This is a genomic window from Fodinibacter luteus (assembly GCF_039541575.1).
In the GTDB taxonomy this organism is placed as follows: Bacteria; Actinomycetota; Actinomycetes; order Actinomycetales; family Dermatophilaceae; genus Fodinibacter; species Fodinibacter luteus.
Genome location: NZ_BAABGM010000015.1, coordinates 165,913 through 190,010, shown reverse-complemented (window position 1 = coordinate 190,010; position 24,098 = coordinate 165,913). Strand labels below are relative to the sequence as shown.

Annotated in this window: 24 protein-coding genes and 1 tRNA gene; 16 read left to right on the top strand and 9 right to left on the bottom strand. The window is 74.3% G+C overall.

What is annotated here, in order from left to right; translation table 11 throughout:
* Both ABD899_RS12755 and ABD899_RS12750 read right to left on the bottom strand, forming a co-directional pair.
* Nucleotides 1–615 (bottom strand): hypothetical protein, encoded by a 615-nt coding sequence (locus ABD899_RS12755; protein WP_345206549.1) that lies wholly within the window; start codon nt 613–615, stop codon nt 1–3.
* 3 nt (nt 616–618) lie between these two features.
* Nucleotides 619–1,239, bottom strand: a complete 621-nt coding sequence (locus tag ABD899_RS12750) for an SIMPL domain-containing protein (protein WP_345206547.1) — start codon at nt 1,237–1,239, stop codon at nt 619–621.
* A gap of 79 nt (nt 1,240–1,318) precedes the next feature.
* Between ABD899_RS12750 and ABD899_RS12745 the strand changes: the two genes are divergently transcribed.
* From ABD899_RS12745 to ABD899_RS12725, 5 genes are all read left to right on the top strand, one after another.
* Complete coding sequence (locus ABD899_RS12745; RefSeq protein ID WP_345206544.1) at nt 1,319–2,749, top strand: NAD-dependent malic enzyme; 1,431 nt, start codon at nt 1,319–1,321, stop codon at nt 2,747–2,749.
* Between the two features lie 40 nt (nt 2,750–2,789).
* Nucleotides 2,790–3,284 carry a VanZ family protein gene (locus ABD899_RS12740; protein ID WP_345206541.1) on the top strand — a complete coding sequence of 165 codons (495 nt, stop codon included), beginning with the start codon at nt 2,790–2,792 and terminating at the stop codon, nt 3,282–3,284.
* Between the two features lie 369 nt (nt 3,285–3,653).
* Nucleotides 3,654–6,035 (top strand): DEAD/DEAH box helicase, encoded by a 2,382-nt coding sequence (locus ABD899_RS12735; protein WP_345206539.1) that lies wholly within the window; start codon nt 3,654–3,656, stop codon nt 6,033–6,035.
* Entirely contained in the window at nt 6,032–6,592 is a 561-nt protein-coding gene (locus tag ABD899_RS12730) for a YqgE/AlgH family protein (protein ID WP_345206536.1), read from the top strand. The genes ABD899_RS12735 and ABD899_RS12730 overlap by 4 nt, the downstream gene beginning before the upstream one ends.
* A gap of 105 nt (nt 6,593–6,697) precedes the next feature.
* Nucleotides 6,698–7,000 carry a DUF3039 domain-containing protein gene (locus ABD899_RS12725; protein WP_345206534.1) on the top strand — a complete coding sequence of 101 codons (303 nt, stop codon included), beginning with the start codon at nt 6,698–6,700 and terminating at the stop codon, nt 6,998–7,000.
* Between the two features lie 80 nt (nt 7,001–7,080).
* On the opposite strand, the gene ABD899_RS12720 is transcribed toward ABD899_RS12725, so the two are convergent.
* Complete coding sequence (locus ABD899_RS12720) at nt 7,081–7,341, bottom strand: hypothetical protein (protein ID WP_345206532.1); 261 nt, start codon at nt 7,339–7,341, stop codon at nt 7,081–7,083.
* Nucleotides 7,342–7,595: 254 nt separating this feature from the next.
* Here ABD899_RS12720 and ABD899_RS12715 point away from each other — a divergent pair, with 254 nt between their 5' ends.
* The gene (locus ABD899_RS12715; RefSeq protein WP_345206530.1) at nt 7,596–9,365 is read left to right on the top strand and encodes a DEAD/DEAH box helicase; all 1,770 of its coding nucleotides are present in this window, start codon (nt 7,596–7,598) and stop codon (nt 9,363–9,365) included.
* A 99-nt stretch (nt 9,366–9,464) separates the two neighbouring features.
* Here ABD899_RS12715 and ABD899_RS12710 read toward each other — a convergent pair whose 3' ends face one another.
* The gene (locus tag ABD899_RS12710) at nt 9,465–9,953 is read right to left on the bottom strand and encodes an Lrp/AsnC family transcriptional regulator (RefSeq protein ID WP_345206527.1); all 489 of its coding nucleotides are present in this window, start codon (nt 9,951–9,953) and stop codon (nt 9,465–9,467) included.
* 107 nt (nt 9,954–10,060) lie between these two features.
* Between ABD899_RS12710 and hppD the strand changes: the two genes are divergently transcribed.
* Nucleotides 10,061–11,299: a 4-hydroxyphenylpyruvate dioxygenase gene (gene hppD / locus ABD899_RS12705; protein WP_345206525.1), complete on the top strand. Its 1,239-nt coding sequence runs from the start codon at nt 10,061–10,063 to the stop codon at nt 11,297–11,299.
* A 194-nt stretch (nt 11,300–11,493) separates the two neighbouring features.
* Here hppD and ABD899_RS12700 read toward each other — a convergent pair whose 3' ends face one another.
* On the bottom strand, nt 11,494–12,336 hold the full coding sequence (locus tag ABD899_RS12700; protein WP_345206522.1) for a DUF427 domain-containing protein: 843 nt from the start codon (nt 12,334–12,336) through the stop codon (nt 11,494–11,496).
* 105 nt (nt 12,337–12,441) lie between these two features.
* Here ABD899_RS12700 and ABD899_RS12695 point away from each other — a divergent pair, with 105 nt between their 5' ends.
* Nucleotides 12,442–13,428, top strand: a complete 987-nt coding sequence (locus ABD899_RS12695) for an RDD family protein (protein ID WP_345206519.1) — start codon at nt 12,442–12,444, stop codon at nt 13,426–13,428.
* A gap of 309 nt (nt 13,429–13,737) precedes the next feature.
* On the opposite strand, the gene fahA is transcribed toward ABD899_RS12695, so the two are convergent.
* The gene (gene fahA, locus ABD899_RS12690; RefSeq protein ID WP_345206517.1) at nt 13,738–14,964 is read right to left on the bottom strand and encodes a fumarylacetoacetase; all 1,227 of its coding nucleotides are present in this window, start codon (nt 14,962–14,964) and stop codon (nt 13,738–13,740) included.
* A gap of 31 nt (nt 14,965–14,995) precedes the next feature.
* A complete protein-coding gene (locus ABD899_RS12685; RefSeq protein WP_345206515.1) occupies nt 14,996–15,901 on the bottom strand; it encodes a hypothetical protein in 906 nt (301 codons plus the stop codon).
* A gap of 252 nt (nt 15,902–16,153) precedes the next feature.
* Here ABD899_RS12685 and ABD899_RS12680 point away from each other — a divergent pair, with 252 nt between their 5' ends.
* The 3 genes from ABD899_RS12680 to ABD899_RS12670 are packed head-to-tail and all read left to right on the top strand — an operon-like array spanning nt 16,154 to nt 18,336.
* The gene (locus ABD899_RS12680; RefSeq protein WP_345206514.1) at nt 16,154–17,404 is read left to right on the top strand and encodes a homogentisate 1,2-dioxygenase; all 1,251 of its coding nucleotides are present in this window, start codon (nt 16,154–16,156) and stop codon (nt 17,402–17,404) included.
* A gap of 30 nt (nt 17,405–17,434) precedes the next feature.
* Nucleotides 17,435–17,725 (top strand): ATP-dependent Clp protease adapter ClpS, encoded by a 291-nt coding sequence (clpS, locus tag ABD899_RS12675; protein ID WP_345206512.1) that lies wholly within the window; start codon nt 17,435–17,437, stop codon nt 17,723–17,725.
* Nucleotides 17,725–18,336, top strand: a complete 612-nt coding sequence (locus ABD899_RS12670; RefSeq protein ID WP_345206511.1) for a DUF2017 domain-containing protein — start codon at nt 17,725–17,727, stop codon at nt 18,334–18,336. Before clpS ends, ABD899_RS12670 begins: the two co-directional genes overlap by 1 nt.
* A 42-nt stretch (nt 18,337–18,378) precedes the next feature.
* Here the strand turns inward: ABD899_RS12670 and ABD899_RS12665 are convergent, their stop codons facing one another.
* Nucleotides 18,379–19,596: a glycosyltransferase family 4 protein gene (locus ABD899_RS12665; RefSeq protein ID WP_345206510.1), complete on the bottom strand. Its 1,218-nt coding sequence runs from the start codon at nt 19,594–19,596 to the stop codon at nt 18,379–18,381.
* A gap of 7 nt (nt 19,597–19,603) precedes the next feature.
* Nucleotides 19,604–20,674, bottom strand: a complete 1,071-nt coding sequence (locus ABD899_RS12660) for an RNA-binding protein (RefSeq protein WP_345206507.1) — start codon at nt 20,672–20,674, stop codon at nt 19,604–19,606.
* 165 nt (nt 20,675–20,839) lie between these two features.
* Between ABD899_RS12660 and murI the strand changes: the two genes are divergently transcribed.
* The 5 genes from murI (at nt 20,840) to ABD899_RS12635 (ending at nt 23,995) form a co-directional block, all read left to right on the top strand.
* A complete protein-coding gene (gene murI, locus ABD899_RS12655) occupies nt 20,840–21,667 on the top strand; it encodes a glutamate racemase (protein WP_345206504.1) in 828 nt (275 codons plus the stop codon).
* Entirely contained in the window at nt 21,664–22,434 is a 771-nt protein-coding gene (locus ABD899_RS12650) for an MBL fold metallo-hydrolase (protein WP_345206501.1), read from the top strand. The genes murI and ABD899_RS12650 overlap by 4 nt, the downstream gene beginning before the upstream one ends.
* A 45-nt stretch (nt 22,435–22,479) precedes the next feature.
* Nucleotides 22,480–23,238, top strand: a complete 759-nt coding sequence (gene rph, locus ABD899_RS12645) for a ribonuclease PH (RefSeq protein ID WP_345206498.1) — start codon at nt 22,480–22,482, stop codon at nt 23,236–23,238.
* Entirely contained in the window at nt 23,235–23,873 is a 639-nt protein-coding gene (gene rdgB, locus ABD899_RS12640) for an RdgB/HAM1 family non-canonical purine NTP pyrophosphatase (protein ID WP_345206496.1), read from the top strand. Before rph ends, rdgB begins: the two co-directional genes overlap by 4 nt.
* A 40-nt stretch (nt 23,874–23,913) precedes the next feature.
* Nucleotides 23,914–23,995, top strand: a tRNA-Leu gene (locus ABD899_RS12635).
* Nucleotides 23,996–24,098 lie beyond the last annotated feature (103 nt).

Sequence of the window (24,098 nt, the reverse complement as noted above, 5' to 3'; positions counted from 1 at the left end):
TCAGGTGATCGCGAGGCGGTAGCGGTCGCCCGCGTGCGTGAAGCCGAGCCGCTCGTAGTACGGACGGACCATGCCGGGTGGCGTCAGCACCTCGCGGAAGCCGTGCTCGCGGAACAGCCCGGAGCGGCGGAAGACGAACTCGCCGGGCGTGAAGTCGCGGAACCGGGGCGTGACGTAGTCGAGCTCGACCTGGGCCGTGCCGCCGCCGGCGTCACGCACGACGATGACGCCCGCGGTCTCGTCCCGGTGCTGCACGAGGTAGGCCGAGTGGGTGCCGGGCGGGCCGGGTGCGTACGCCGGGAAGAACCCGGCGATGTCGGAGCGGTGGAGGTCGAGGAAGTGCTCGAGGTACGCGTCCCCCTCGCCGACGGGGAGCACGACGTAGGCCTTGTCGTCGCCCTTCTCGCGCAGCAGCCGGGCGATGAAGAAGAGGTTGATGGACGCGAGCACGACGTTCATCGCGACCATCGGCCACACCCCGATCATCGCGTTGAAGACGACGAGGATGACGCACGCGACCGTGTTGAGCAGGCGCAGCCGCAGGATGCGCGCCTGGAGCAGCGAGAAGACGAGGAGCGCGGACCCGAACCAGCCGAGCGCGTCGACCCAGCTCACGGCTCAGCCCAGCCCGAAGCGCACGGTGACCGACGCGGTGACCGAGGACTCCCCGGCCTCGACCGGCATCCCACCGCCGGCGTCCATCGCCGCCCGTGCCGCGAAGCGCGGCACCGGCATCGTGCGGTCGTGCTCCTCGGTGACCCGCAGCACCGCGCCGAGCGGGCGGCCGGCGAGAGCGGCGAACTGCTCGGCCTTGGCACGGGCGTCCTCGAACGCCGCGGTGCGGGCCGACTCGAGCAGCGGGCCGCGGTCCGCGACCTCGAGGGTGACGCCGTCGAGGCCGAAGGCGTCACCGGCCGCCTCCGCGAGCGCGCCGATGAGGTCGCCGACCCGCTCGCGGTCGCGCACGAGGAGGCGCAGGGTCTGGTGGGCGGTGTAGCCGACGATGGCGCGCCCCTCCCGGTCCCAGCGGGTCGAGACCCCCATCCCGGTCGTGCGCCGGTCGGCGGCGGCGACCGCGTGGCCGGCGGCCGCCTCGACGACCGACGCGACCCGCTCGGATGCCGTGCCCAGGGCGCTCGCGACGTCGGTCGCCTCGCACTGGACCCGGGTGTCGAGGACGACGACGTCGGGGACCGCGCTCGCGGTGCCGGAACCGGTGACTTCCACGTGGTCGGACATGGGCGTCACGCTAGCCCCCGGCACCGCTCGGGCGGCGCTCGTTTCGGTCTACCTGTCGGTACGCGGTTGAATCCTGCGTATGCCGCCTGCGCCGTCGATCGCCAACTCCGTCACCGTCCGGCTCACCCTCCCCGCGCGGGCCACCGCCGTGAGCGAGATGACCGGGGTCATCGAGGCAGCCGGGGGGGTCGTCACGGGGCTCGACGTCACGGCATCCGGCGCGACGAAGATCCGCATCGACCTGACGATGCTCACGCACGACCCGGAGCACGCCGAGACCGTCGTCGAGGCGATGCGCGGCGCCGAGGGCGTCGAGATCGGCCGGGTCTCCGACCGCACCTTCCTCGCCCACCTCGGCGGCAAGCTGTCGGTCGAGTCGAAGGTGCCGATCCGCACCCGGGACGACCTCTCGATCATCTACACCCCGGGGGTGGCGCGGGTGTGCACCGCCATCGTCGAGAACCCCGCCGACGCCCGCCGCCTCACGATCAAGCGCAACACCGTCGCGGTCGTCACCGACGGCACCGCGGTGCTCGGGCTCGGCGACATCGGTCCGCTCGCCGCACTGCCCGTCATGGAGGGCAAGGCGGCGCTGTTCAAGCGCTTCGCCGACATCGACGCCTTCCCGATCTGCCTCGACACGACCGACACCGAGGAGATCATCCGCACGGTCAAGGCCATCTCCCCGGCGTTCGCGGGCATCAACCTCGAGGACATCTCGGCGCCCCGGTGCTTCGAGATCGAGGCGCGGCTGCGCGAGGAGCTCGACATCCCGGTCTTCCACGACGATCAGCACGGCACGGCCATCGTCGCGCTCGCCGCGCTGCGCAACGCGCTGCGGGTCGTCGGCAAGCGGCTCGAGGACGTCCGTCTCGTCATGAGCGGGGCCGGTGCGGCGGGCACCGCCATCCTCAAGCTCTTCCTCCACGCGGGGGCGCGCCACGTCGTCGTCGCCGACGTCGACGGCGTCGTGCACCGCGGGCGCGCCGACGTGCTGTCAGGGGACCACCCCAACCACGCGTGGATCGCCGCGCACACCAACCCCGACGACGTCACCGGCACCCTGGCAGAGGCGCTCCGTGGCGCGGACGTCTTCCTCGGGGTGTCGGCGCCGGACATCCTCACCGAGGCGGACATCGCGTCGATGGCGCCGGACAGCGTCGTGTTCGCGATGGCGAACCCGGTGCCCGAGGTCGACCCCGACATCGCGGCCCGGCACGCGGCGGTCGTCGCGACCGGCCGGTCCGACTTCGCCAACCAGATCAACAACGTGCTCGTCTTCCCGGGAGTCTTCCGCGGCCTCATCGACTCCGGGGTGTCGCACGTCGACATCGACGTCCTGCTCGCCGCCGCCGACGCGCTCGCCGACGTCGTCCACGAGGACGAGCGCAACGCGACCTACATCATCCCGAGCGTGTTCCACCCCGAGGTCAGCCACGTCGTCGCCGAGGCGGTGCGCGCGGCGGTCGCCGCGCGCGGGGACGCGGTCGCCGTGCGCGGGGACGCATGAGCGGTCACGACGCCGCCGTGGGCGCGACGGGCGGGGACGCATGACCGCTCGCGACGAGGCCGTGGGCGCGACGGGTGGGCCCGGTGGTCCCGGCGGGCCCGGTGGTCCCGGCGTCGACACCGAGGGGGGCGGCGGGACCGCACCGGCCCTCGCCGTGGCGCAGTCGGGCCGCCTCGGCCGGGTGGTGCTGCTCGTGCTGCTCGCCCTTGCCGTGCTCGTCCAGCTCGTCGTCCTGTACGCCCCGTCCGGGCCCGGGGGCCCGCTCTTCCCCCACGCGGACAAGGTCGCGCACGTGCTCGTCTTCCTCGCCCCGACCGCCCTGGCCCTGCTCGCCGGGCTGCGGTCGGCCGTCGTCGTCGCGGTGCTTGCGGGGCACGCCGTCCTGAGCGAGGTCGTCCAGGCCGCCGTGCTGCCCACCCGGGCCGGCGACCCGGCCGACGTGCTCGCCGACCTCGTCGGCGTCGCCCTCGGGGTGCTCGTGGCGCACCTGCTGAGGCGCTGGGGTGTGGGTGGCTCCGTCCCGGTGGGCTCCTGAGCGACCGCCCGTCCGTGCCCACCGACAGGCAGTGCGTCGATCGGGCGGCGTCGTTCACGGTCGTGGCGGTGGCTGCGGCGGGTACTGCCTGTCGGGGGGCACACCCCGGCGCCCGCACGGCATCCGCGCGTGGTCCGCCGGATGCCGTGCCGCTGGTAGGCTGGTCCCTCCCACCGAGGTGCTCGGACGCATGGCCGCGTCCGCCGGGATCGCAGAGTGCGACCCGCTCCATCCCCGCCCGGTGCGCCGGTGACACCTCCCTCGTCGAACCGGCCCACGGACCACCGCGTCCGAGGCTCGTCTTGCTCCGCCGCTGTCGCCATCGGCCCGAAGACGTGTCTGTCTCCGCTGATCGATGACGAAACACAGGTGAACACCCCCATGCCCAAGGCATCCGGGCCCAAGAAGGCCCGCTGGACCGCCGCCCAGAAGGCGGAGGCCCGCAAGACCGCGAAGAAGCCGCACCACCGCGGCCAGCCGGACGGCCCGAGGAGCACGCCCAAGAGGGCCGCCCGCTCCGACGCCGGTGAGGCCTCGACGAAGCGACCCCGCGCCGAGCGCTCCCCGCGCTGGGAGCGCGACGACTCCCGCGGGCCGAGGTACTCGCGTGACGCGTCCGATCGCGGTGCCACCTCGACCCGGGAGGACCGTGGCGACCGACCGAGGCGCTGGGTCTCCGACTCGCGGGAGGAGCGACACGTGCACCGGCCGCATGACGAGCGACCTCGGCGGGAGCGCGGGGAGCGCCCCGTGCGCGAGCGCGCCCCCCGGGTCGCCGACCCCGCCCGCCGCGACCGGCACGAGGGACGACACGTCGACCGCGACGCCGACCGCGGTGGGTACCAGAGGCGGGACGACCGTGGTGGCTACCAGAAGCGCGACGACCGCGGCAGCTACCAGAAGCGGGACGACCGTGGTGGGTACCCGAAGCGGGACGACCGCGGCAGCTACCAGAAGCGGGACGACCGTGGTGGGTACCCGAAGCGGGACGACCGCGGCAGCTACCAGAAGCGGGACGACCGCGGCAGCTACCAGAAGCGCGACGACCGCGGCAGCTACCAGAAGCGCGACGACCGTGGTGGGTACCAGAAGCGGGACGACCGTGGTGGGTACCAGAAGCGCGACGACCGCGGCAGCTACCAGAAGTGGGACGACCGTGGTGGTTACCCGACGCGCGACGACCGTGGTGGGTACCAGAAGCGGGACGACCGTGGTGGGTACCAGAAGCGGGACGACCGTGGTGGTTACCCGACGCGCGATGACCGCGGCGGTGCCCCCGTCGAGGCCGACCGCCCGCTGACCTTCGAGGAGGCCGAGGCGCAACGTGCCGAGGCCGACACGTGGACCGCCTACCGCTCGTCCGCGGGTGCGGCGAAGGAGGTGACCGAGGACAACGGCTTCGCCCCCCTCGGACTGCCCGAGGTGCTCGTCGAGCGGCTGGCCCGCGACGGCATCACCGAGCCGTTCCCCATCCAGGCGGCGACGATCCCGGACGCGCTCGCCGGCCGTGACGTGCTCGGCCGGGGCCGCACCGGCTCCGGCAAGACCCTGGCGTTCGGGCTGTCGATGATCGCCCGCCTCGCGGATGGCACCCGCCCGGGGAGCAGGCGACCCCGCTCGCTCATCCTCGTGCCCACCCGGGAGCTCGCGATGCAGGTGAGCGATGCGCTCGAGCCGTTCGTGCACGTCGCCGGCCTGCGCCACAAGCTCGTCGCAGGAGGACTGTCCTACGAGCCGCAGATCAAGGCGCTCGCCAAGGGCCTCGACATCCTCGTCGCCACCCCCGGCCGGCTCGCCGACCTCATGGAGCGCGGCGCGGTCGAGCTCGGCGGTGTCGAGATCGCAGTGCTCGACGAGGCCGACCACATGGCCGACATGGGCTTCCTGCCCGAGGTCACCGCGATCCTCGACGAGGTTCCCGCCGGCGGGCAGCGACTGCTCTTCTCGGCGACCCTCGACAAGGGCATCGACACGCTCGTCGAGCGCTACCTCGTCGACCCTGTCACCCACTCGACCGACGAGGCCCAGGCGGCGGTCACGACGATGAGCCACCACGTGCTGCTCATCGACCCGCACGACAAGAAGACCCTCACGGCCGAGCTCGCCGGGCGCGGTGGCCGCGTCATCGTCTTCGCGCGCACCCAGCTCGGCGCCGACCGCATCGCCGGTGAGCTGCGCGAGCGCGGTGTGCTCGCGGCATCTCTGCACGGCGGCCTGTCGCAGGCCGTGCGCAACCGGGTGCTCGGCGCCTTCCGTGACGGGTCCATGAACGTGCTCGTCGCCACGGACGTCGCCGCGCGCGGCATCCACGTCGACGACGTCGGGATGGTGGTGCAGGTCGACCCGCCGACCGACCACAAGGACTACCTGCACCGTGCCGGGCGCACCGCCCGCGCGGGTGAGGAGGGCGCGGTCGTCATGCTCGCGCTGCCGCACCAGCGCAAGATGGTGACCCGCATCATCGAGGGTGCCGGAGCCGAGGCGCGGACCGCGAAGGTCGTCCCCGGCGACGCGACGGTGCAGGCCATGGGTGGCCGGGCCCCGAGCGGCGTCCCGGTCCCGGACGCGGTCTGGCGCCCGATCCTCGAGGGCACGAGGAACGCGGGTCGCCGCGGCGGCGGTCGCCCGGGCGGTCGTCCCGGTGGCCGGCCCGGCGGGCGCGCGGGTGGACGCCCCCAGCGCTCCGGGGGCGGTCGCCCGCGTCACGGTGCCGGACGTCCCGGCTCCGACCGGGGCAGAATGGACGGGTGAGCGGGACGCACACGACCGGGCAGCTCCTCGTCGCCACACCGCAGATCGAGGAGGGCGTGTTCGCACGCTCCGTCGTCCTCGTCCTGCACCACGACGACGACGGCGCCCAGGGGCTCGTCCTCAACCGCCCGATCGACGCGGACGTCGATGCCGTCCTGCCCGGCTGGGAGGAGCACGCGAGCACCCCGGCGAAGGTGTTCCAGGGCGGCCCGGTGCAGCTCGACTCGGCCCTCGGCCTCGTCGCCGTGCCCGGGGACTCCCCGGACCCCACGGGGGTGCGGCGGCTCTTCGGGTCGGTGGCGCTCGTCGACCTCGACACGCCACCGCTGCTCGTAGTCCCCGTCGTCGCGGGGCTTCGGATCTTCGCCGGCTACGCGGGCTGGTCCCCGGGACAGCTCGAGGCCGAGATCGCGACCGGGTCGTGGTACGTCGTCGGCAGCGAGAGCGGCGACGTGTTCACCGACGACCCCGATGGCCTGTGGCGCACGGTGCTGCGGCGCCAGCCCGAGCCGCTGCGCTGGGTGGCGTGGTTCCCGGCCGACCCCTCGATGAACTGACCGCCCGGCATCCTCCTCCCCTCGAGTCGGGTGCTCAGGTGGTCGCCCCGACAGCCACGTGAGCACCCGGCTCTGGGGCCGTGAGGCACGGCATACACTCGCTGGATGAGCGAGCCGATGCCCCCGCTGGACGACCCGAACGCCCCTGTGGGCCAGCCGCAGACCCGCACGGCGGTCCTCGAACGCACCGAGGCCGTGCCCCAGGTCGCCGAGCCCGGCGACCACGAGCGCTTCTCGCACTACGTGCGCAAGGAGAAGATCCTCGAGAGCGCGCTGTCCGGAGAGCCGGTCACGGCGCTGTGCGGCAAGGTCTGGGTGCCCGGACGCGACCCGAAGAAGTTCCCGGTCTGCCCGATGTGCCAGGAGATCTACGACGGCCTGCGCGCCCCGGAGGACGGCGGCGAGTGACGCCGTCAAACGGGCCGGGGACACGCGTCTCGTGACGTCGTGCCCCCGACCGTGGTGGGCGCCGGGCCCGTGACCGGTGCTCAGCGCAGCCCCTCGTTGACGGGTCGCACGCCGGTCGCCACCGGGGCGTCGGCGTCGACGGGTGCCTCGACGTCGAGGTAGCGCTGGAGCCAGTCGGGGGTGGGAACGGCCCCGGGGGCGGTGGTGCCCTGCTGCGAGGCGCCGGTCGGGGGCGCGTCGACGACGGCCAGGACGGCGACGGCGATCGCCGCCACGAGGGCGACGAGGATGACGATGGCCGACGCGCGGTGGCGGCCGGCGGGGATGACGTGGGTGGACATGGTGCTTCCCTTCTCGGTGGTGTGGAACCTGTGCCGGAGACGGTGCCGGGCACGCGTTGAAGACGCGTGGAAGAAGCACGGCACGCAGCCGCGAACCAGCACTCGCGGCCGACGCGGATGCCGTTCGCGGGGAACGTGGTCCGGCCCGCCGGGGTGCAGGCCGGCGTGACCCGATAGCACAGCCCGACACGCTCCGGCGGCCTCCGGAGGGCGTGGGCATGTCGCCGCCGCGAGCGGTTAGGGTGGCCACCCCCATGAGTACCTCAGCCGCCGGCCACCTGTCCCCCGCCTTCCCCGAGCGGGCCGCCTGGGGTACCGCCGCGAAGCTGCGCGCCTGGCAGGAGGAGGCCCTCGCGGTGTACCTCGACAGCGGGCGGCGCGATTTCCTCGCCGTCGCCACCCCGGGGGCCGGGAAGACGACCTACGCCCTGCGCATCGCGACCGAGCTGCTCGACCGTGGCACCGTCCGGGCGGTCACCGTCGTTGCCCCGACCGAGCACCTCAAGACCCAGTGGGCGGATGCCGCGGCCCGCGTCGGCATCCAGCTCAACCCGGCGTTCTCGAACGCCACCGGGCTGCAGTCGCACGAGTACGACGGCGTCGCCGTGACCTACGCCCAGGTCGCCACGAGGCCGGCCCTGCACCGGCGTCGCACCGAGCAGACCCCCACCCTCGTCATCCTCGACGAGGTGCACCACGGCGGCGACGCGAAGTCGTGGGGCGACGGCATCCGCGAGGCCTTCGAGCCGGCGGAGCGTCGCCTGTCGCTCACCGGCACGCCGTTCCGCTCCGACACCAACCCCATCCCCTTCGTGCGCTACGAGATGAGGGAGGACGGCATCCTGCGCTCCGCCTCGGACTACACGTACGGGTACGCCGCGGCCCTGCGCGACGGCGTCGTGCGCCCGGTGCTCTTCCTCGCGTACGGCGGGGCGATGCGGTGGCGCACGAAGGCCGGGGACGAGGTCGCCGCGCGCCTCGGCGAGCCGCTGACCAAGGACCAGACCGCCCAGGCCTGGCGCACCGCCCTCGACCCCCGGGGCGAGTGGGTGCCGTCGGTGCTCGCCGCGGCCGACACGCGGCTCAGCGAGGTGCGTCGGCACGTGCCGGATGCCGGGGGGCTCGTCATCGCGTCGAACCGGACCTCCGCGCGGGCGTACGCGCGCATCCTGCGCGCGGTCACGGGGGAGGACCCGACCGTCGTGCTGTCCGACGACGCCGGCGCGAGTGCCGGGATCGAGCGGTTCGCCGCCGACACCTCCCGGTGGATGGTCGCCGTCCGGATGGTGTCCGAGGGCGTCGACGTGCCGCGGCTGTGCGTCGGGGTGTACGCGACGTCGACCTCCACCCCGCTCTACTTCGCCCAGGCGGTGGGGCGGTTCGTGCGCGCTCGCCGGCGCGGCGAGACGGCATCCGTCTTCCTGCCCTCGGTGCCGACGATCCTCGCCCACGCCGCGTCGATGGAGGAGGAGCGCGACCACGCGCTGGACCGCCCGACGTCCATGGAGGACGAGGCCTCGTCGTGGGCGGAGGAGGAGGGCCTGATCGCCGCGGCCAACCGCACCGAGCGCACCGCAGGGCTCGACGAGACGTCGTTCGAGGCGCTCGAGTCCGACGCCCACTTCGACCACGTGCTCTTCGACGCGCAGCAGTTCGGCCTGCACGCCGCCGTGGGCTCCGAGGAGGAGCAGGACTACCTCGGCCTCCCGGGTCTGCTCGAGCCGGAGCAGGTCGCGACCCTGCTCCACGAGCGCCAGGCCAGGCAGTCGAGGGCCGCGACCGGTCGGGGCGGGCCGGCGACGCGAGGGGCGACTCCGGTGTCGGCCCACCGGGCCCTCGCGTCGCAGCGCAAGGAGCTCAACAAGCTCGTCGCCGCGTACTCGTCGAAGACCGGCACCCCCCACGCGACGATCCACCTCGACCTCCGGCGCGCGTGCGGGGGGCCCGAGCTCGCGGCGGCGACGAGTGAGCAGGTGCTCGAGCGGGTCGAGCGGATCCGCCGCTGGTTCGTCGGCCGGCGCTGACGCGCCAGCACCGCCGCGCCAGCACTGACGCGCCGCGGGGACGCGTCACGCGGACGCGTCACGCGGACGCGTCAGCGCGCCGCTCCGGCGCCGCGGCTCCTACTCCCGACGGGCGGCGGCGGCCTCGACGAGCGGCCCGGTACGGTGGTCGAGGTGGGTCACGAGGCAGATCGCCGTGTTGGCGCGCAGCACGTGGGTGTCGTCGATGATCTCGTCGATGACCCGGCCGAGGTCGGCGTTGTCACGAGCGACGATCCGCACGACGAGGTCGCCGACGCCGGTGATCGAGTGGATCTCGAGCACCTCCGGGATCGCGGAGAGGTGCTCGACGACGGGGGCGTGGCCCTGGCGCTGGCGGATCTCGAGGGTGCAGAAGGCGGTGACCGGGTAGCCGAGCGCGCCGGGGTCGACGTGGGGGGCGAACGACTTGACGACCCCCCGCTCCTGGAGCCGGTCGAGGCGGGCCTGCACGGTGCCGCGCGCGACCCCGAGAGCGCGCGAGGCGCCGAGCACCCCCACGTGCGGGTCCTCGGTGAACAGGGCGATGAGTCGGGCGTCGAGGTCATCCACCCCGGTCTGGCGTGTCATGGTCACATTGTCCGGACCGCCACGGCGCAGGGCAAGCACCGTGCGCACCCTGACCAGCCGAACGGCCAACCGTTGCACACCGTGACCGGATCGTTCACAGTGTCCTGATGACTGACACGACGACGACGCCTGCCAGCCACCTCGACCTCACCGACCAGGAGCGCCAGGCCGGCCTGGACCTCCAGCAGCTCAAGCAGCTCGTCGGCCTCGTCGACTACGACGAACAGCAGGACCCGTTCCCGGTCACCGGCTGGGACGCACTCGTCTTCGTCGTCGGCAACGCGACCCAGGCCGCGCACTACTACCAGAGCGCGTGGGGCATGGAGCTCGTCGCCTACACCGGCCCCGAGCACGGCGTGCGCGACCACAAGGCCTTCGTGCTCAAGTCCGGCTCGATCCGCTTCGTCCTCAAGGGCGCGGTGAGCCCGGACAGCCCGCTCATCGCCCACCACGCCCGCCACGGCGACGGCGTCGTCGACATCTCCCTCGAGGTGCCCGACGTCGACCGGTGCATCGAGCAGGCGCGCCGTGCCGGGGCCACCGTGCTCCAGGAGCCCGAGACGCTCACCGACGAGCACGGCTCGGTGCGCCTCGCGGCCATCGCGACGTACGGCGAGACCCGCCACACGCTCGTGCAGCGCGTGGTCGACGGTGTGACGTATGCCGGGCCGTACCTGCCGGGCTACGTCGCCGCCGAGTCGACGTACGTCAAGCGTGAGAGCGCCCCGAAGCGGCTCTTCCAGGCCCTCGACCACGTCGTCGGCAACGTTGAGCTCGGCAGGATGGACGAGTGGGTGTCGTTCTACAACCGGGTCATGGGCTTCGTGAACATGGCCGAGTTCATCGGCGACGACATCGCGACCGACTACTCGGCGCTGATGTCCAAGGTCGTCGCCAACGGCAACCACCGGGTGAAGTTCCCGCTCAACGAGCCGGCGATCGCGGCGCGCAAGAGCCAGATCGACGAGTACCTCGAGTTCTACTCGGGCCCCGGCGCGCAGCACCTCGCGCTCGCGACGAACGACATCCTGCGCACCGTCGACGAGCTGCGCAAGGAGGGCGTGGAGTTCCTCGACACCCCGGACGCCTACTACGACGACCCCGAGCTGCGGGCCCGCATCGGTGAGGTCCGGGTGCCCATCGAGGAGCTGAAGCAGCGTCGGATCCTCGTCGACCGCGACGAGGACGGCTACCTGCTCCAGATCTTCACCCGTCCGCTCGGCGACCGGCCCACGGTGTTCTTCGAGATCATCGAGCGGCACGGCTCGCTCGGCTTCGGCAAGGGCAACTTCAAGGCCCTCTTCGAGTCGATCGAGCGCGAGCAGGAGCGCCGCGGCAACCTGTGAGCATGCTGACGCGGTGACCGCGCGCCTGTTGACGCGGTGACCGCGCGCCTGTTGACGCGGTGACCGCGCGCCTGTTGACGCGGTGACCGCGCGCCTGTTGACGCGGTGACCGCGCGCCTGTTGACGCGGTGACCCGCGCCGCGGCCGGCTCCCGCGGCCGGGACGCGCGCTGGACCGGCGCGTCGTGGGTCCGCTCAGAAGCGCTGCTGGTCGCGAGGGGAGGACCACGGCGTGACGGGGCGGGGCACGGCGACCCCGTCGAGCTCGAGGTCGGTGCGCTCGGAGTAGAAGCAGATCATCCCCTTGATCGCCGCGACCTCCTCGAGCGGATGGGTGTAGCTCCACCCGATGTCCACGCCCTGCGTGCCCAGCCCCGTCACCGCGTCCGGCGCGAGCGAGACGTGGGTCGCGTGGCCCTTGTAGGCGCAGGTCGTCGACGAGGGGCTACCGACGAGCAGGTCGGTCGCCACGTCGTCGTGGGGGAGGTACCACCGCACCGGGATGTGGGTCTCGTGCAGGGCGATCGCGTGGCAGGTGTCGCCGAGCACGGTGCCACCCAGGCTCACGACGACGTGCCGGTCGCTGCGCAGCACGTCGATGCGCTTGAACGGGTCGTGCGGGTGGCCGGTGACCGGCTGCGCCTCCTCGACCCACGCGAACGGCGCCCACTCCACGACGACCCGTCCGCCGAGGTCGGGGTCCTCGGGCGTGAACGCGGCGTGCGGCAGCGTGCGGTCGCCGACGACGAGGTCGTGGTCCTGCCCCGGTGTGTGGTGCCAGGCGAAGTTGACCGGGCCGAGCACCGGCGGCAGGTGCGGGGGAGGTTGGGCCGGCGCGCACGGCACGAGGTCGGCCGAGAGGTCGGTGGGGGGCACGGCATACATCGGCACGACGCGGCGTGGCTCCCAGACGAGCACGGCATCCGTCGTGTCGAGGACGGGCCGGCCGTCGAGGGACGCCCGGATCCGCCGGTCGACCGGCTCGTAGCGCAGGGTGTCGACGAGGTCGAGGAGGTGCTGTCCGAGTCGGGTCGCCATGCCCGATGGTGCGCCCGCCGGGCCGGGAGGTCAACGCCGGGAGGTCGACGGCGGGAGGGCCCGGTGCCGTGCTCGGGGGTCGCGCACGCGTGAGACGCTGAGGGCATGAGCGAGACCCCCGCAGGACCCGGCTGGTACGACGACCCCGACGACCCCGGCCAGCTGCGCTACTTCGACGGGGTCGTGTGGACGTCCCACACGACCCCGCGGCGCTCGCCGACCGTCGACGCGTCGGTCATCGGGCGTGGACCCGGGCAGGGCGCCCCGGGCGGGCAGGGTGCCCCGGGCGGCCAGGGCGGCCAGGGCGCCCCGGGCGGGCAGGGAGCCTCGGGCGCGCCCGGCGCACCCCCCGCGCCCGGCGCACCCCCCGCGCCCGACGGCGGGTGGGTCCAGCCGGGCCAGTGGCCGGGTCAGCCGGGCACCCAGGGCCAGTGGCCGGGTCAGGGTCCGCAGGGCCAGTGGCCGGGTCAGGGTCCCCAGGGTCAGTGGCCGAGCGGGGGCATGCCGCCCTACGGCGGGTACGGGGCGGCCTACGGCCAGCGCCGCGACGTGCTGCCCGACGGTGCCGTGCTCGCCGAGTGGTGGCGCCGGCTCGTGGCCCGCATCCTCGACAGCATCATCACCTCGATCGTCTCGCTCGTCCTCGCCATCCCGTGGCTCGGCGACCTCTTCACGGCCGTCTCCGACTTCGTCTCGGCCGCCGTGAGCGCCGCGGAGTCGGGGGCTGCCGCACCGGACCAGGGGGCGTTCACGAGCGAGGTGATCGCCGCCACCCTCCCGATCACCCTCGTCAGCATGGCCGTCTCGCTGCTGTACGAGACGACCTTCCTCACCCTGCGCGGCGCGACCCCAGGGAAGATGGTGCTCGGCACCGTCGTGCGACGGGTGGGAGCTGCTGGGCCGCTGACCGTCGTCGACGCGCTCAAGCGCCAGGTGCTCGGTGTGGCCGTGACGGTCCTCGGCCTCCTGCCGGTCGTCTCCATCGCGGGTTCGGTGCTCAGTGTCCTCGACCCGGCGTGGCTGCTCTGGGACCCGAAGCGGCAGGCGCTGCACGACAAGGTCGCCGACACCGTCGTCGTCCTGCGCCGCTGACACCCGCTGCCCGCCCGATGACCGCCCCGTGACGGCCCGCTGTACGACGGACAGCGGGCCGGCGGACAGCGGGTCGGCGGACAGCGGCCCGGCCCGCGGTCAGGTGCTCTCCGGTCCGCCCGCCGTCATGTGCCCTGGTGCCGAAGACCGGGCCACGCCCCCTGGAGCGAACCCACGAACAGGCAGTGCGCTGCGAGGTCGACCTCGGGCACCCACGCAGACGCCTGATGGCCCCGTCGCCCGTCGGGTACTGCCTGTTGGGCGGTGCGCTCGCCGGCCCCGGCGCGACGGCCGCCGCGACACGTCCCGTCAGCGAGCCGGGCGCACCGTACCGACACACTCGCCGAAGCCGACGACCGCGCCGTCGGGACCGGGCGCCGTCGCGCGCAGCACGACGGTGTCGCCGTCCTCGAGGAAGGTGCGCTGCGACCCGTCGTCGAGCGACACCGGCTCGGTGCCGCTCCAGGACAGCTCGAGGAAGCAGCCGCGGGTGCCCTTCTCCGGGCCGGAGATCGTGCCCGACCCGAAGAGGTCGCCGTCGCGCAGCGTCGCCCCGTTGACGGTCATGTGGGCGAGCATCTGCGCCGGGGACCAGTACATGTCGCGGAACTGCGGGCGCGAGACGACCGTGCCGTTCCAGTCGACCTCGACGGCGACGTCCAGGCCGTAGGCCGTGCCGGCGCCGTCGTCGCTCAGCCCTCCGCGCAGGTAGGGCAGCGGCTCGGGGTCCTGGCCGGGCAGCGGCACCCGGGCCGCGCGCAGCGCGTCGGTGGTGACGACCCACGGCGAGATCGACGTCGCGAACGACTTGCCGAGGAACGGCCCGAGCGGCACGTACTCCCATGCCTGCAGGTCGCGCGCGGACCAGTCGTTGAGCAGGACGACGCCGAAGAGGTGCTCGTCGGCCTCGGCGAGCGCCACCGGCTCGCCGAGCCGGGTGGCGCCCCCGACGACGAAGCCCAGCTCGGCCTCGATGTCGAGGCGCACGGAGGGGCCGAAGGACGGCGCCGGGTCGGTCGGGGCCTTGCGCTGGCCGCTCGGCCGGACGACCTCGGTGCCCGAGACGACGACGGTGCCCGACCGCCCGTGGTAGCCGATCGGGAGGTGCTTCCAGTTCGGCGTCAGCGGCTCGGAGTCCGGGCGGAAGATGCGGCCGACGTTCGTCGCGTGGTGCTCGCTGGCGTAGAAGTCGACGTAGTCGGCCACCTCGACCGGCAGGTGAAGACGCACCTGCGAGACCGGAACGAGGTTCGGTTCGACGCAGTCGCGGTGCGCCTCCGTGGTCAGCTGCTCGGTGAGCCACGCGCGCGCGGCGGTCCATGCCTGCCGGCCCTCGGCGAGGAACGGGTTGAGGGACCCGGCCCGCCACACGGCGGCCGACTCCATCCCGGCCCGCTCGGCACAGGCGGCGACGTCGAGCACGTCGTCGCCGACCCGCACCCCGACGCGGGGCTCCGTGCCGTCGGTGGAGAAGACGCCGTAGGGGAGGTTGTGGATGCCGTACGGGTGGTCGGCGGGCAGGTCGAGCCAGGTCATGGCAATCCTTCGGTCGGTCGGTCGGCGGGGGTCAGGGCCGGGGGAGCAGGGCGAGGTCCGCGAGCTCGCCGACGGGGTCGGTCACGGTGCAGCAGCCGTAGGCCGTGAATGCGCCGCGCACCCGCGCCACGGTGGCGTCGGGCCACGCCGTCGCGAGGTCGGCGATGGCTTCGGCGTCGCGGACCGCGAGCAGGCCGGCGACCTCGTCCGGTCCGCCACCCTCGAGGCTCGCGGCCGTCGCGACGAGCACGTTGAGGACGCCGTGGTTCTCCTCGGGCACGCCACCGACCTCGTAGCGGCCGCGCACGGCGTGGTGGAGGCCACCGGTGAGCCGGAAGGGAACGCCGAGGCGGGTGCAGTGGTCGATGAAGGCCGCGAGCTCGGCCTCGTCCGGCCACGGCCAGGCGGGGGTCGGGCCGGTGCGGAACTTCGCGACGACCCGGCGCCCACCGGTGAGGGCGGCGCGGACGTCGGCGACCGCCGCCGCCTGCTCGCTGCCGCGCGGCACCTCGAGGGCGAGTCGCACGTCGTCGAGCCCGAGGTCGCGCCAGCCCTCCTCCCACGCGAGCTCGACCGCGACGACCCGCACCCGCGGCTCGTCCCGCAGGGCGTCGAGCCCGGCGGTCACGAGAGCGGGGTCGGCCCCCGGGCGGGCGACGAGGACGACGTCGAGCACCGCCGGCGCGCTGACCTCGCCGGGGCCGGCCGCGGCGTCGCGCACGTCGAGCACCTCGACGAGGTGGGCCACCGAGGTCACCGGCACGAGGAGCGGCCCGATGCACCCGGCGTACCACGCGGCCCGGTGCCCGGCGTGGGACGCCACGGCCTCGTCGAGGGGTGCGTTCCCGGGAGGGAAGACCGCCGCGTCGTCGACGAGGCCGTGCAGCAGCGGCGCGATCGTGGCGTCCGCGAGCGGGTCCGTCGGCGCTGAGGGCATGGCGTGCAGGCTACCGAAGCACGACGCCGTGTCCCTCCCCGACGACGACGGCTGGGCAGGGTGCCCACCCGGAGCCGGCGTCCCCCGCACGATCTGACCAATGTGCCGGTCGCCGACCCGACGGCTGTCCCGCTGTCTCGCCACGGCATACGCTGCCCTGACGAGCCGCGACGCCCGCCGTCATCCCGGCGTGCCCGGCCCGGTCCGCACCCGACCTTCCCGACCCCGACCACAGCGAGGTGGACGACAGCCGTGGCGCACTACCAGGCGATGGGCAGCATCCCTCCGAAGCGGCACACCCAGCACCGCCGACCGGCCCGCCGCGGCCGGGTCGGCGAGCTCTACTACGAGGAGCTCATGGGCGAGGAGGGGTTCAGCTCGGACTCCTCGTTGCTCTACCACCGCAACATCCCCTCGACCGTCGCGGAGTACCGCGAGTGGAGCGTCGGCGACCTCGCCACGAGCCCGAACCACCCCCTGCTCCCGCGCCACCTCACGCCGCACGACCTGTTCCCGGCGAAGGTCGTGCGGGACACCGACGTCGTCACGGGGCGGCGCCTGCTCCTCGGCAACGGCGACGTGCGCCTGTCGTACGCCGTGGCCGGCGCCCCGAGCCCGTGGTACCGCAACGGGATCGGCGACGAGTGCGTCTACGTCGAGCGGGGGAGCGCCCGGGTGGAGACGGTCTTCGGGGCCTTCGAGGTCGGTGAGGGCGACTACGTCGTCATCCCGCGCGCCACGACCCACCGCTGGCTCCCCCAGCGCTCGGGCAAGGACCCGCTGCGCACCATCTGCATCGAGGCGAGCAGCCACATCGCCCCGCCGAAGCGCTACCTCAGCAAGTACGGCCAGTTCCTCGAGCACAGCCCGTACTGCGAGCGCGACCTGCGCCTGCCGCGGGGCCCGCTCCTCGCCGAGGACGTCGGCGAGCGCCCGGACGCCACGACGGAGGTGTACATCAAGCACCGCGGGGGCGGCCCCGCGAGCAGCGGCGGCATCGTCGGCACCGTGCACGAGCTGCCGTTCCATCCGCTCGACGTCGTCGGCTGGGACGGGTGCCTCTACCCGTACGTCTTCAACGTGCGCGACTACGAGCCCATCACCGGCCGCATCCACCAGCCGCCGCCGGCGCACCAGGTGTTCGAGGGGTGGAACTTCGTCGTCTGCAACTTCGTGCCGCGCAAGGTCGACTACCACCCGCTCGCGATCCCGGTGCCCTACTACCACTCCAACGTCGACAGCGACGAGGTCATGTTCTACGTCGACGGCGACTACGAGGCGCGCAAGGGGTCCGGCATCGGCAAGGGCTCGGTCTCGCTGCACCCGGGCGGTCACGCCCACGGGCCGCAGCCGGGCGCTGCCGAGGCGTCGATCGGCAAGGAGTACTTCGACGAGCTCGCCGTCATGGTCGACACCTTCCGCCCCCTCGAGCTCGGCGAGGGCGCCCGCGCCTGCGACGACGGGCGGTACGCGGGCAGCTGGAACGCCGGCCGCCGCCGCTGAGGAGCGGCATCCCGGCCCTATCCTTGGGGCGTGTCGCTCGCACCCGTCCAGGAGGAGGTCACCGCCACCGGCGGTGACGTCGTGCCCGACACCCCGTGGATCACGATCGTCTGGAACGACCCCGTCAACCTCATGTCCTACGTGACGTACGTGCTGCAGAGCCACTTCGGCTACTCCCGTGCCAAGGCCGAGAAGCTCATGTGGGACGTCCACACGCAGGGCCGGGCCGTCGTCGCCCACGGGTCACGCGAGGCGATGGAGGCCGACACCGAGGCCCTCCAGGGCTACGGCCTGTGGGCCACCTTCCAGAAGGACGACTGATGGCCCGGGGCTTCCGCAGGCGGGGCTCGGGGCGCGGCGCCACGTACACCGCGCAGCTCGATCCGCTCGAGCGCGCCACGATCGCCGGGCTCATGGACCAGGTGCACGCACTCCTCGAACCGGAGCCGGTCACCGAGGGCGGCGACGCCTTCGCGTCGATCGTCGCCGGGCTGGGGATGGGCGTCACGGTCGCCCCCGAGGACCAGGCCGACCTCGACGCCTCCGCCGCCCGCCGCGACCCGGCCCTCGACCGGCTCCTGCCGACGGCGAACCGCGAGGACGACGAGGCCGCCGCCGAGTTCCGCCGCCTCACCGAGACCGGCCTGCGCCACCGCAAGGCCACCGTGCTCGAGACGGCCGCGGCGCTGCTGCGGGCCGAGGACAAGGTGCGCCTCGACGAGCCCCAGGCCCGGGCCCTGCTCACGGCGCTCACCGACGTGCGGCTCGTGCTCGGTGAGCGGATGGGGCTGCGCACCGACGCCGACGTCGAGGCGCTCGAGGCCGCCGCCCCGGACCTCGACCCGGACGACCCGCTCGGGTACGCGCTGGCCGTCTACGACTTCCTCACCTGGCTCCAGGAGACGCTCGCCTCGGCGATGCTCGACGCGTGAGGGCGCGAGCGCGCACCGGCCGGGGGCCTCGTGGGCCCTCGTTCATGCCGGTAACGACGCGAGGATGCCGCGCAGCCGCTCGCGCGCGACGTCGGGGGAGTGCTCGGCCTGCCAGCGCTCACGTTGGGCCCGGGCGACCTCCTCGAGCCGCGACCCCGGGGCGGACGCCCACGACCGCACCGCGACCGCCAGCGCGGCCGCGTCACCCGCGGGGACGACCCATGGGTGGTCGGGGCCCACGACGTCGCTGAGCGCGCCGGCGTCGCTGACGATGCACGGCACCCCGGCCGACATCGCCTCGGCGGCCGGGAGCCCGAACGACTCCGGGGCGAGGGAGGGGACGACGAGCCCGTCGACGTCGCGCAGCAGCTCGGCCGGCTCGACCCACCCCACCCGCTCGACCCGGTCGCCGAGCCGCTCGAGCGCCGCGGCCACCCGGCGGGCCCCGGCCTCGTCGGTGAAGCGTGGGCCACCGGCGAGGACGAGCCGCACGGGCTCGTCCCCGAGCCCCGTGGCGAGCGCCTCGGCGAGGACGAGCAGGCCCTTGTCGACCGCGTGCCGGCCGAGGTACCCCAGCCGGCGCGGGCGCCCGGCGGGACCGGGGGCGTACCAGAGGTCGGGGGTCCAGTTGGGCAGCACCCGCGCGTGCGGCACCTGTGCCGCCATCCACCGCGAGGGCACGAGGGTGAGCCACGACCGCGATCGGGCCGTGAGGTAGCCGGCGTGCTGGGCGCGGGTGGGCAGCTTGTGCAGGTGCACGACGCGGCGCGGTCGCCCGGCTGTCGCGAAGGCCGGGACGAGGCCGTGGCACCACAGCAGCTCGCGGCGCCCGCCGTGCCAGGCGCGCAGCTCGTGCACGTAGCGGCGGCGGTCCGCGGCGAGCCGGTGGACGGTGAACCCCTCGGATGCCGCGAGGTCGAGGATGCCGTCCGCCTCACCGGAGCCGCCCGCCCCGCGCGGTACCCCCGATGTCCCCGACGTCCCCGACGCCCCCGTTCCCGTACCGCCCGCCCCGGCCGGTACCCCCGATGTCCTTGGCGTCCCCGACGCCCCCGTTCCCGTACCGCCCGCAGCCACCGTGCGCGCCGGACCCGGCGTCCCGGCCATTCCCGTTGCCGCCGTGCGCGCCGGACCCGGCGTGCCCGGCCCGACGACCTCGACGTCGTAGCCGAGGTCGCGCAGCAGCCGGCCGGTCGCGAGGAGCATGACCTCACCGCCCCCCACCTGTCCGTTGTTCGCCGCGAGGATGACCGTGCTCACGACTGCCTCACCCGGTCATCTCCTGCACCACCGCCGCGACCGCACGTGCCGGCTCCGTCGCCGGCCGGTGCGGGGCGGCGGTGGGCGGGCCGCCCCACGGCGCCATGGCGTACCGGGCCCAGAGGGCGCTCAGCCAGGGCGGTGGGTCGGCGAACGTCACCCACGCGGGCAGGCCGGCGGCGGCCGCCTCGAGCACCCCCGCGGAGAACACGCTGACGACGGGCGCGCCGAGGTCGCGCAGGGGGGCGCCGGAGCGGTCGACGGGGACACCCGCCGCCTCGAGCCGCTCGTGGACGGCGACGGAGCCGCGGTCGAGCTCTCCCGGGTGGGGGCGGTAGGTCGCGTGCTCGGCCCGGCAGAACGACTCCGCCGCGTCGGCGAGCGCCTCGCGCGGCAGCTCGGTGGCGTTCAGCTGCCCGAGGAAGACGGGGGGCACCTGTGGCGCGCGGACCGCGGTGGGCGGGCGGCCGGCATCCCAGAGCAGCTGCGCGCCGACGACGGTGGTGTGCACGTCGTCGCGACCCGACCGCCAGTAGCCGGCATCCGCCTCGCTCCACGCGAGCAGCGTCGTGCCCTCCGCGAGCGGTGGCGCGTGCGGCGTGAGCAGGCCGTGCTGGACGGTGACGAAGCGGCGGTCGTCCCCGGTATCGCGGCCGCCGACCGCCGACCGGGCGATGTGGCCGAGGGGCAGGTGGTGCCCGGCGGAGAGCACGACCCGGGCCTGCTCGGCGAGCCCGGGGAGGGCGTCGCTCGCGAGGGTGGTGCTCTCGGCCCACGTCCACGAGGGGAGCACGTCGCGCACCCGTTCGGGCGAGACGACGACGACGTCCTCGGGGTGGACGTCGCGCAGCGGGGCGAGCAGGGCGGCCTCGGAGGCGGGGGTGCGGGACTCGAGGCAGACGAGGACCCGCGGCTCGGGCCCGCCCCGGGTGACGACGACCTGGCCGGCTCGGGCGCCGGGGCGGGCGATGTCGCGCAGGACCCCGACGACGCGCTCGACGCGACGTCCGAGGGGCTGGCTCGCGTGCTGCCAGCGGTGCCACGCCTCGAGGTCTCGGGGGTGGGTCAGGCCGTCCACAACGCCTCCGGGTGCCGGGCTCGGTAGGGAACAGGTCGCGCCCACCCGAGGCTACGCGCCCCGACGGGGCGCAGAGCGGGGGACCGCGCGGCCGACACCCCGGTGTGACGTGGGAGACGTCGCTGCGGCGGCTTCGGCGTCGGTGCTGGCACCTACCCTTGTCCGGTGGCAGATTCACCGATCGGGGTCTTCGACTCCGGCTATGGCGGGCTGACCGTCATGCGGGCGATCCTCGACCAGCTGCCGCACGAGTCGGTCGCCTACTTCGGCGACACCGCCCGCGCCCCCTACGGCCCGAGGCCGATCGCGCAGACCCGCGAGCTCGCGCTCGAGTGCCTCGACCGGCTCGTCGACCACGGGGTCAAGGTGCTCGTCATCGCGTGCAACACGGCGAGCGCGGCGGTGCTCCACGACGCGCGCGAGCGCTACGACGTACCGGTCGTCGAGGTGATCCGCCCCGCCGTGCGCCGGGCCGCCTCGGCCACCCGCAACGGCCGGGTGGGCGTCATCTCGACCGTGGGCACCCACCAGTCGGGGGCCTACCTCGACGCGTTCGCGGCGGCCCCGCACCTCGACGTCGTGAGCACTCCGTGCCCGAGGTTCGTCGAGTTCGTCGAGCGCGGGGTGACCGGCGGGCCCGAGCTCGTCGGTGTGGCCCACGAGTACCTCGACCCGCTGCGCGAGCGCGGCGTCGACACCCTCGTCCTCGGCTGCACGCACTACCCGCTGCTCACCGCGGTCATCTCCTACGCCATGGGCGACGACGTGACCCTCGTGTCGTCCGCCGAGGAGACCGCCAAGGACGTCTACCGCGTCCTCGCCGACGCCGACCTCCTGCGCCCCGACGGCCTCCCCGACCCCGACCACGGGTTCACGACGACGGGCGACCCGGAGGAGTTCCGCCGCCTCGCCACCCGCTTCCTCGGGGTCGGGTCGAGGCTCGGGCCGGTGTTCACCTCGCCGCCGACGGTCGTCAAGGCGGGTACCGCATGAGGGTCACCGTGCTGGGGTGCTCGGGCTCGTTCGCCGGCCCGGCGTCGCCGTCGTCGTCATACCTCGTCCAGGCCGACGCCGACGGGCGCACCTGGACGATCGTCCTCGACCTCGGCAGCGGGGCGCTCGGGGCGCTCCAGCGGCACCTGTCGCCCGACGACCTCGACGCCGTCGTGCTGACCCACCTCCATCCCGACCACTGCGTCGACGTGTGCGGCCTGTACGTCTCGCGTCGCTACCGCCCCGCGGGCCCGCTGCCGGCACGGCTGCCGGTCCACGGGCCGACCGGCACCGCCGAGCGGCTCCAGCTCATGTACCACGGGCTCGAGCCCGGCGGCATGGAGGGCCAGTTCGTCTTCCGGGTGGTCGCGGATGCCGTGCCCCTGCGGATCGGGCCGTTCACCCTCACCCCCTACGCGGTCAACCACCCCGTCGAGGCCTACGGCTACCGCGTCGAGGCCGACGGTGCCGTGCTGGCCTACACCGGCGACACCGACGACTGCGACAACCTCACACCGCTGCTGCGCGGTGCCGACCTCGCCCTCACGGACTCCGCGTTCGTCGACGGTCGCGACGACGCCGTGCCCGACATCCACCTGTCCGGCTCGCGTGCGGCCGCCGCGGCCGTGCGCGCCGGCGGGGTGGGCCGGCTCGTGCTCACCCACATCCCCGCGTGGAACGACCCCGAGGTCTGTCGGGCCCAGGCCGCGTCCGTGTGGCCCGGCGAGGTCGAGCTCGCCCGGGCCGGCGCCGTCTACGAGCTCTGAGCGCCCGGTTCGGGGCCCGGGTGCGACCCGGCTAGCCTTGCGGCCATGCCTGCCCAGACCCCCCGCCACGACGGCCGCGCCGCCGACCAGCTCCGCGAGGTGCGCCTCACGCGCAACTGGCTCGACCACGCCGAGGGCAGCGTCCTCGTCGAGTTCGGACGCACCCGGGTGCTGTGCGCGGCATCCTTCACGGCCGGCGTGCCGCGCTGGCTCAAGGGCAGGGGCACCGGCTGGGTCACCGCCGAGTACGAGATGCTGCCGCGCTCGACGAACACCCGCAGCGACCGCGAGTCGCGCCGCGGGCGGGTCGGGGGCCGCACCCACGAGATCAGCCGGCTCGTCGGGCGCAGCCTGCGCGCCGTCATCGACACCTCCGCCCTCGGCGAGAACACCGTCGTCCTCGACTGCGACGTGCTCCAGGCCGACGGGGGCACCCGCACCGCCGCCATCACCGGGGCGTGGGTCGCGCTCGCCGACGCCGTCGCCGACGCCCGGGCGAAGGGCCTCATCGCCGCGGGGGCCCAGCCGCTCACCGGCTCGATCGCCGCGGTGAGCGTCGGGCTCGTCGACGGCCGGCCGGTGCTCGACCTCGACTACCCTGAGGACTCGGGCGCCCAGACCGACATGAACGTCGTCATGACCGGTGACGGCCGGTTCGTCGAGGTGCAGGGCACCGCCGAGGGCGAGCCCTTCGACCGGGCCGTGCTCGGCGACCTGCTCGACCTCGCGACGGCCGGCTGCGCCGAGCTGACCCGGCTCCAGCAGGCCGCGCTCGACGCACACGCCCGGGAGCGGCTCGGGTGAGCCGTCGCCTCGTCCTCGCGACCCGCAACGAGCACAAGGTCCACGAGCTGCGCCAGATCCTCGGTGACCTCGTCGACGAGCTCGACCTCGACGTCGTCGGCGCCGACGAGGTCGAGGATGCCCCGGACGTCCCCGAGACGGAGGTCACCTTCCTCGGCAACGCCCGCCTCAAGGCGGTGGCCCTCGCGACGGCGACCGGGCTCCCGGCCGTCGCCGACGACTCCGGGCTCGCCGTGGAGGTCCTCGGTGGGTCACCGGGGGTCTTCTCGGCACGCTGGTCGGGGTCCGCGGCGGGCGAGGATGCCGCTCGCGCCGACCGCGACCGCGCCAACCTCGCGCTCCTGCTCGAGCAGCTCGGCGACGTCCCGCCCGCGCACCGGGGCGCGGCGTTCGTCTGCGCCGCCGTCATCGCGATGCCGGACGGGCGGGTCGAGGGCGTCGAGGGTCGGGTCGAGGGGCGCCTCGCGCGCGCGCCTCGCGGTACGAACGGCTTCGGCTACGACCCCGTCTTCGTCCCGCACGGCTCGCACCGCACGCTGGCCGAGCACACGGACGAGGAGAAGAACGCGATCTCGCACCGCGGCAACGCCTTCCGGGCGCTGGCGCCGGTCATCCGCGAACTGCTCGGCGAATGACGTCGCCCGGTGGCGCTGGGGCGGCATACCCTTGCCCTGCGCGCGAGTGGCGGAACTGGTAGACGCGCCAGATTTAGGTTCTGGTGCCTTCGGGTGTGCGGGTTCGAGTCCCGCCTTGCGCACGACACGTACCGCGCGACGGTGGTCCGTCGACGCGTGCGCCCCGCGGGTCGGCCCGGCGGTGGGCGGGGTAGGTTGGGAGCCGCACCGCCCCGACTCGACGAG

Coding starts and splice junctions, on each gene's coding strand:
- ABD899_RS12750 (WP_345206547.1), bottom strand. CDS start 1,239: ATGTCCGACCACGTGGAAGTCACCGGTTCCGGCACCGCGAGCGCGGTC.
- ABD899_RS12745 (WP_345206544.1), top strand. CDS start 1,319: ATGCCGCCTGCGCCGTCGATCGCCAACTCCGTCACCGTCCGGCTCACC.
- ABD899_RS12740 (WP_345206541.1), top strand. CDS start 2,790: ATGACCGCTCGCGACGAGGCCGTGGGCGCGACGGGTGGGCCCGGTGGT.
- ABD899_RS12725 (WP_345206534.1), top strand. CDS start 6,698: ATGAGCGAGCCGATGCCCCCGCTGGACGACCCGAACGCCCCTGTGGGC.
- ABD899_RS12720 (WP_345206532.1), bottom strand. CDS start 7,341: ATGTCCACCCACGTCATCCCCGCCGGCCGCCACCGCGCGTCGGCCATC.
- ABD899_RS12715 (WP_345206530.1), top strand. CDS start 7,596: ATGAGTACCTCAGCCGCCGGCCACCTGTCCCCCGCCTTCCCCGAGCGG.
- ABD899_RS12710 (WP_345206527.1), bottom strand. CDS start 9,953: ATGACACGCCAGACCGGGGTGGATGACCTCGACGCCCGACTCATCGCC.
- hppD (WP_345206525.1), top strand. CDS start 10,061: ATGACTGACACGACGACGACGCCTGCCAGCCACCTCGACCTCACCGAC.
- ABD899_RS12700 (WP_345206522.1), bottom strand. CDS start 12,336: ATGGCGACCCGACTCGGACAGCACCTCCTCGACCTCGTCGACACCCTG.
- ABD899_RS12695 (WP_345206519.1), top strand. CDS start 12,442: ATGAGCGAGACCCCCGCAGGACCCGGCTGGTACGACGACCCCGACGAC.
- fahA (WP_345206517.1), bottom strand. CDS start 14,964: ATGACCTGGCTCGACCTGCCCGCCGACCACCCGTACGGCATCCACAAC.
- ABD899_RS12685 (WP_345206515.1), bottom strand. CDS start 15,901: ATGCCCTCAGCGCCGACGGACCCGCTCGCGGACGCCACGATCGCGCCG.
- ABD899_RS12670 (WP_345206511.1), top strand. CDS start 17,725: ATGGCCCGGGGCTTCCGCAGGCGGGGCTCGGGGCGCGGCGCCACGTAC.
- ABD899_RS12650 (WP_345206501.1), top strand. CDS start 21,664: ATGAGGGTCACCGTGCTGGGGTGCTCGGGCTCGTTCGCCGGCCCGGCG.
- rph (WP_345206498.1), top strand. CDS start 22,480: ATGCCTGCCCAGACCCCCCGCCACGACGGCCGCGCCGCCGACCAGCTC.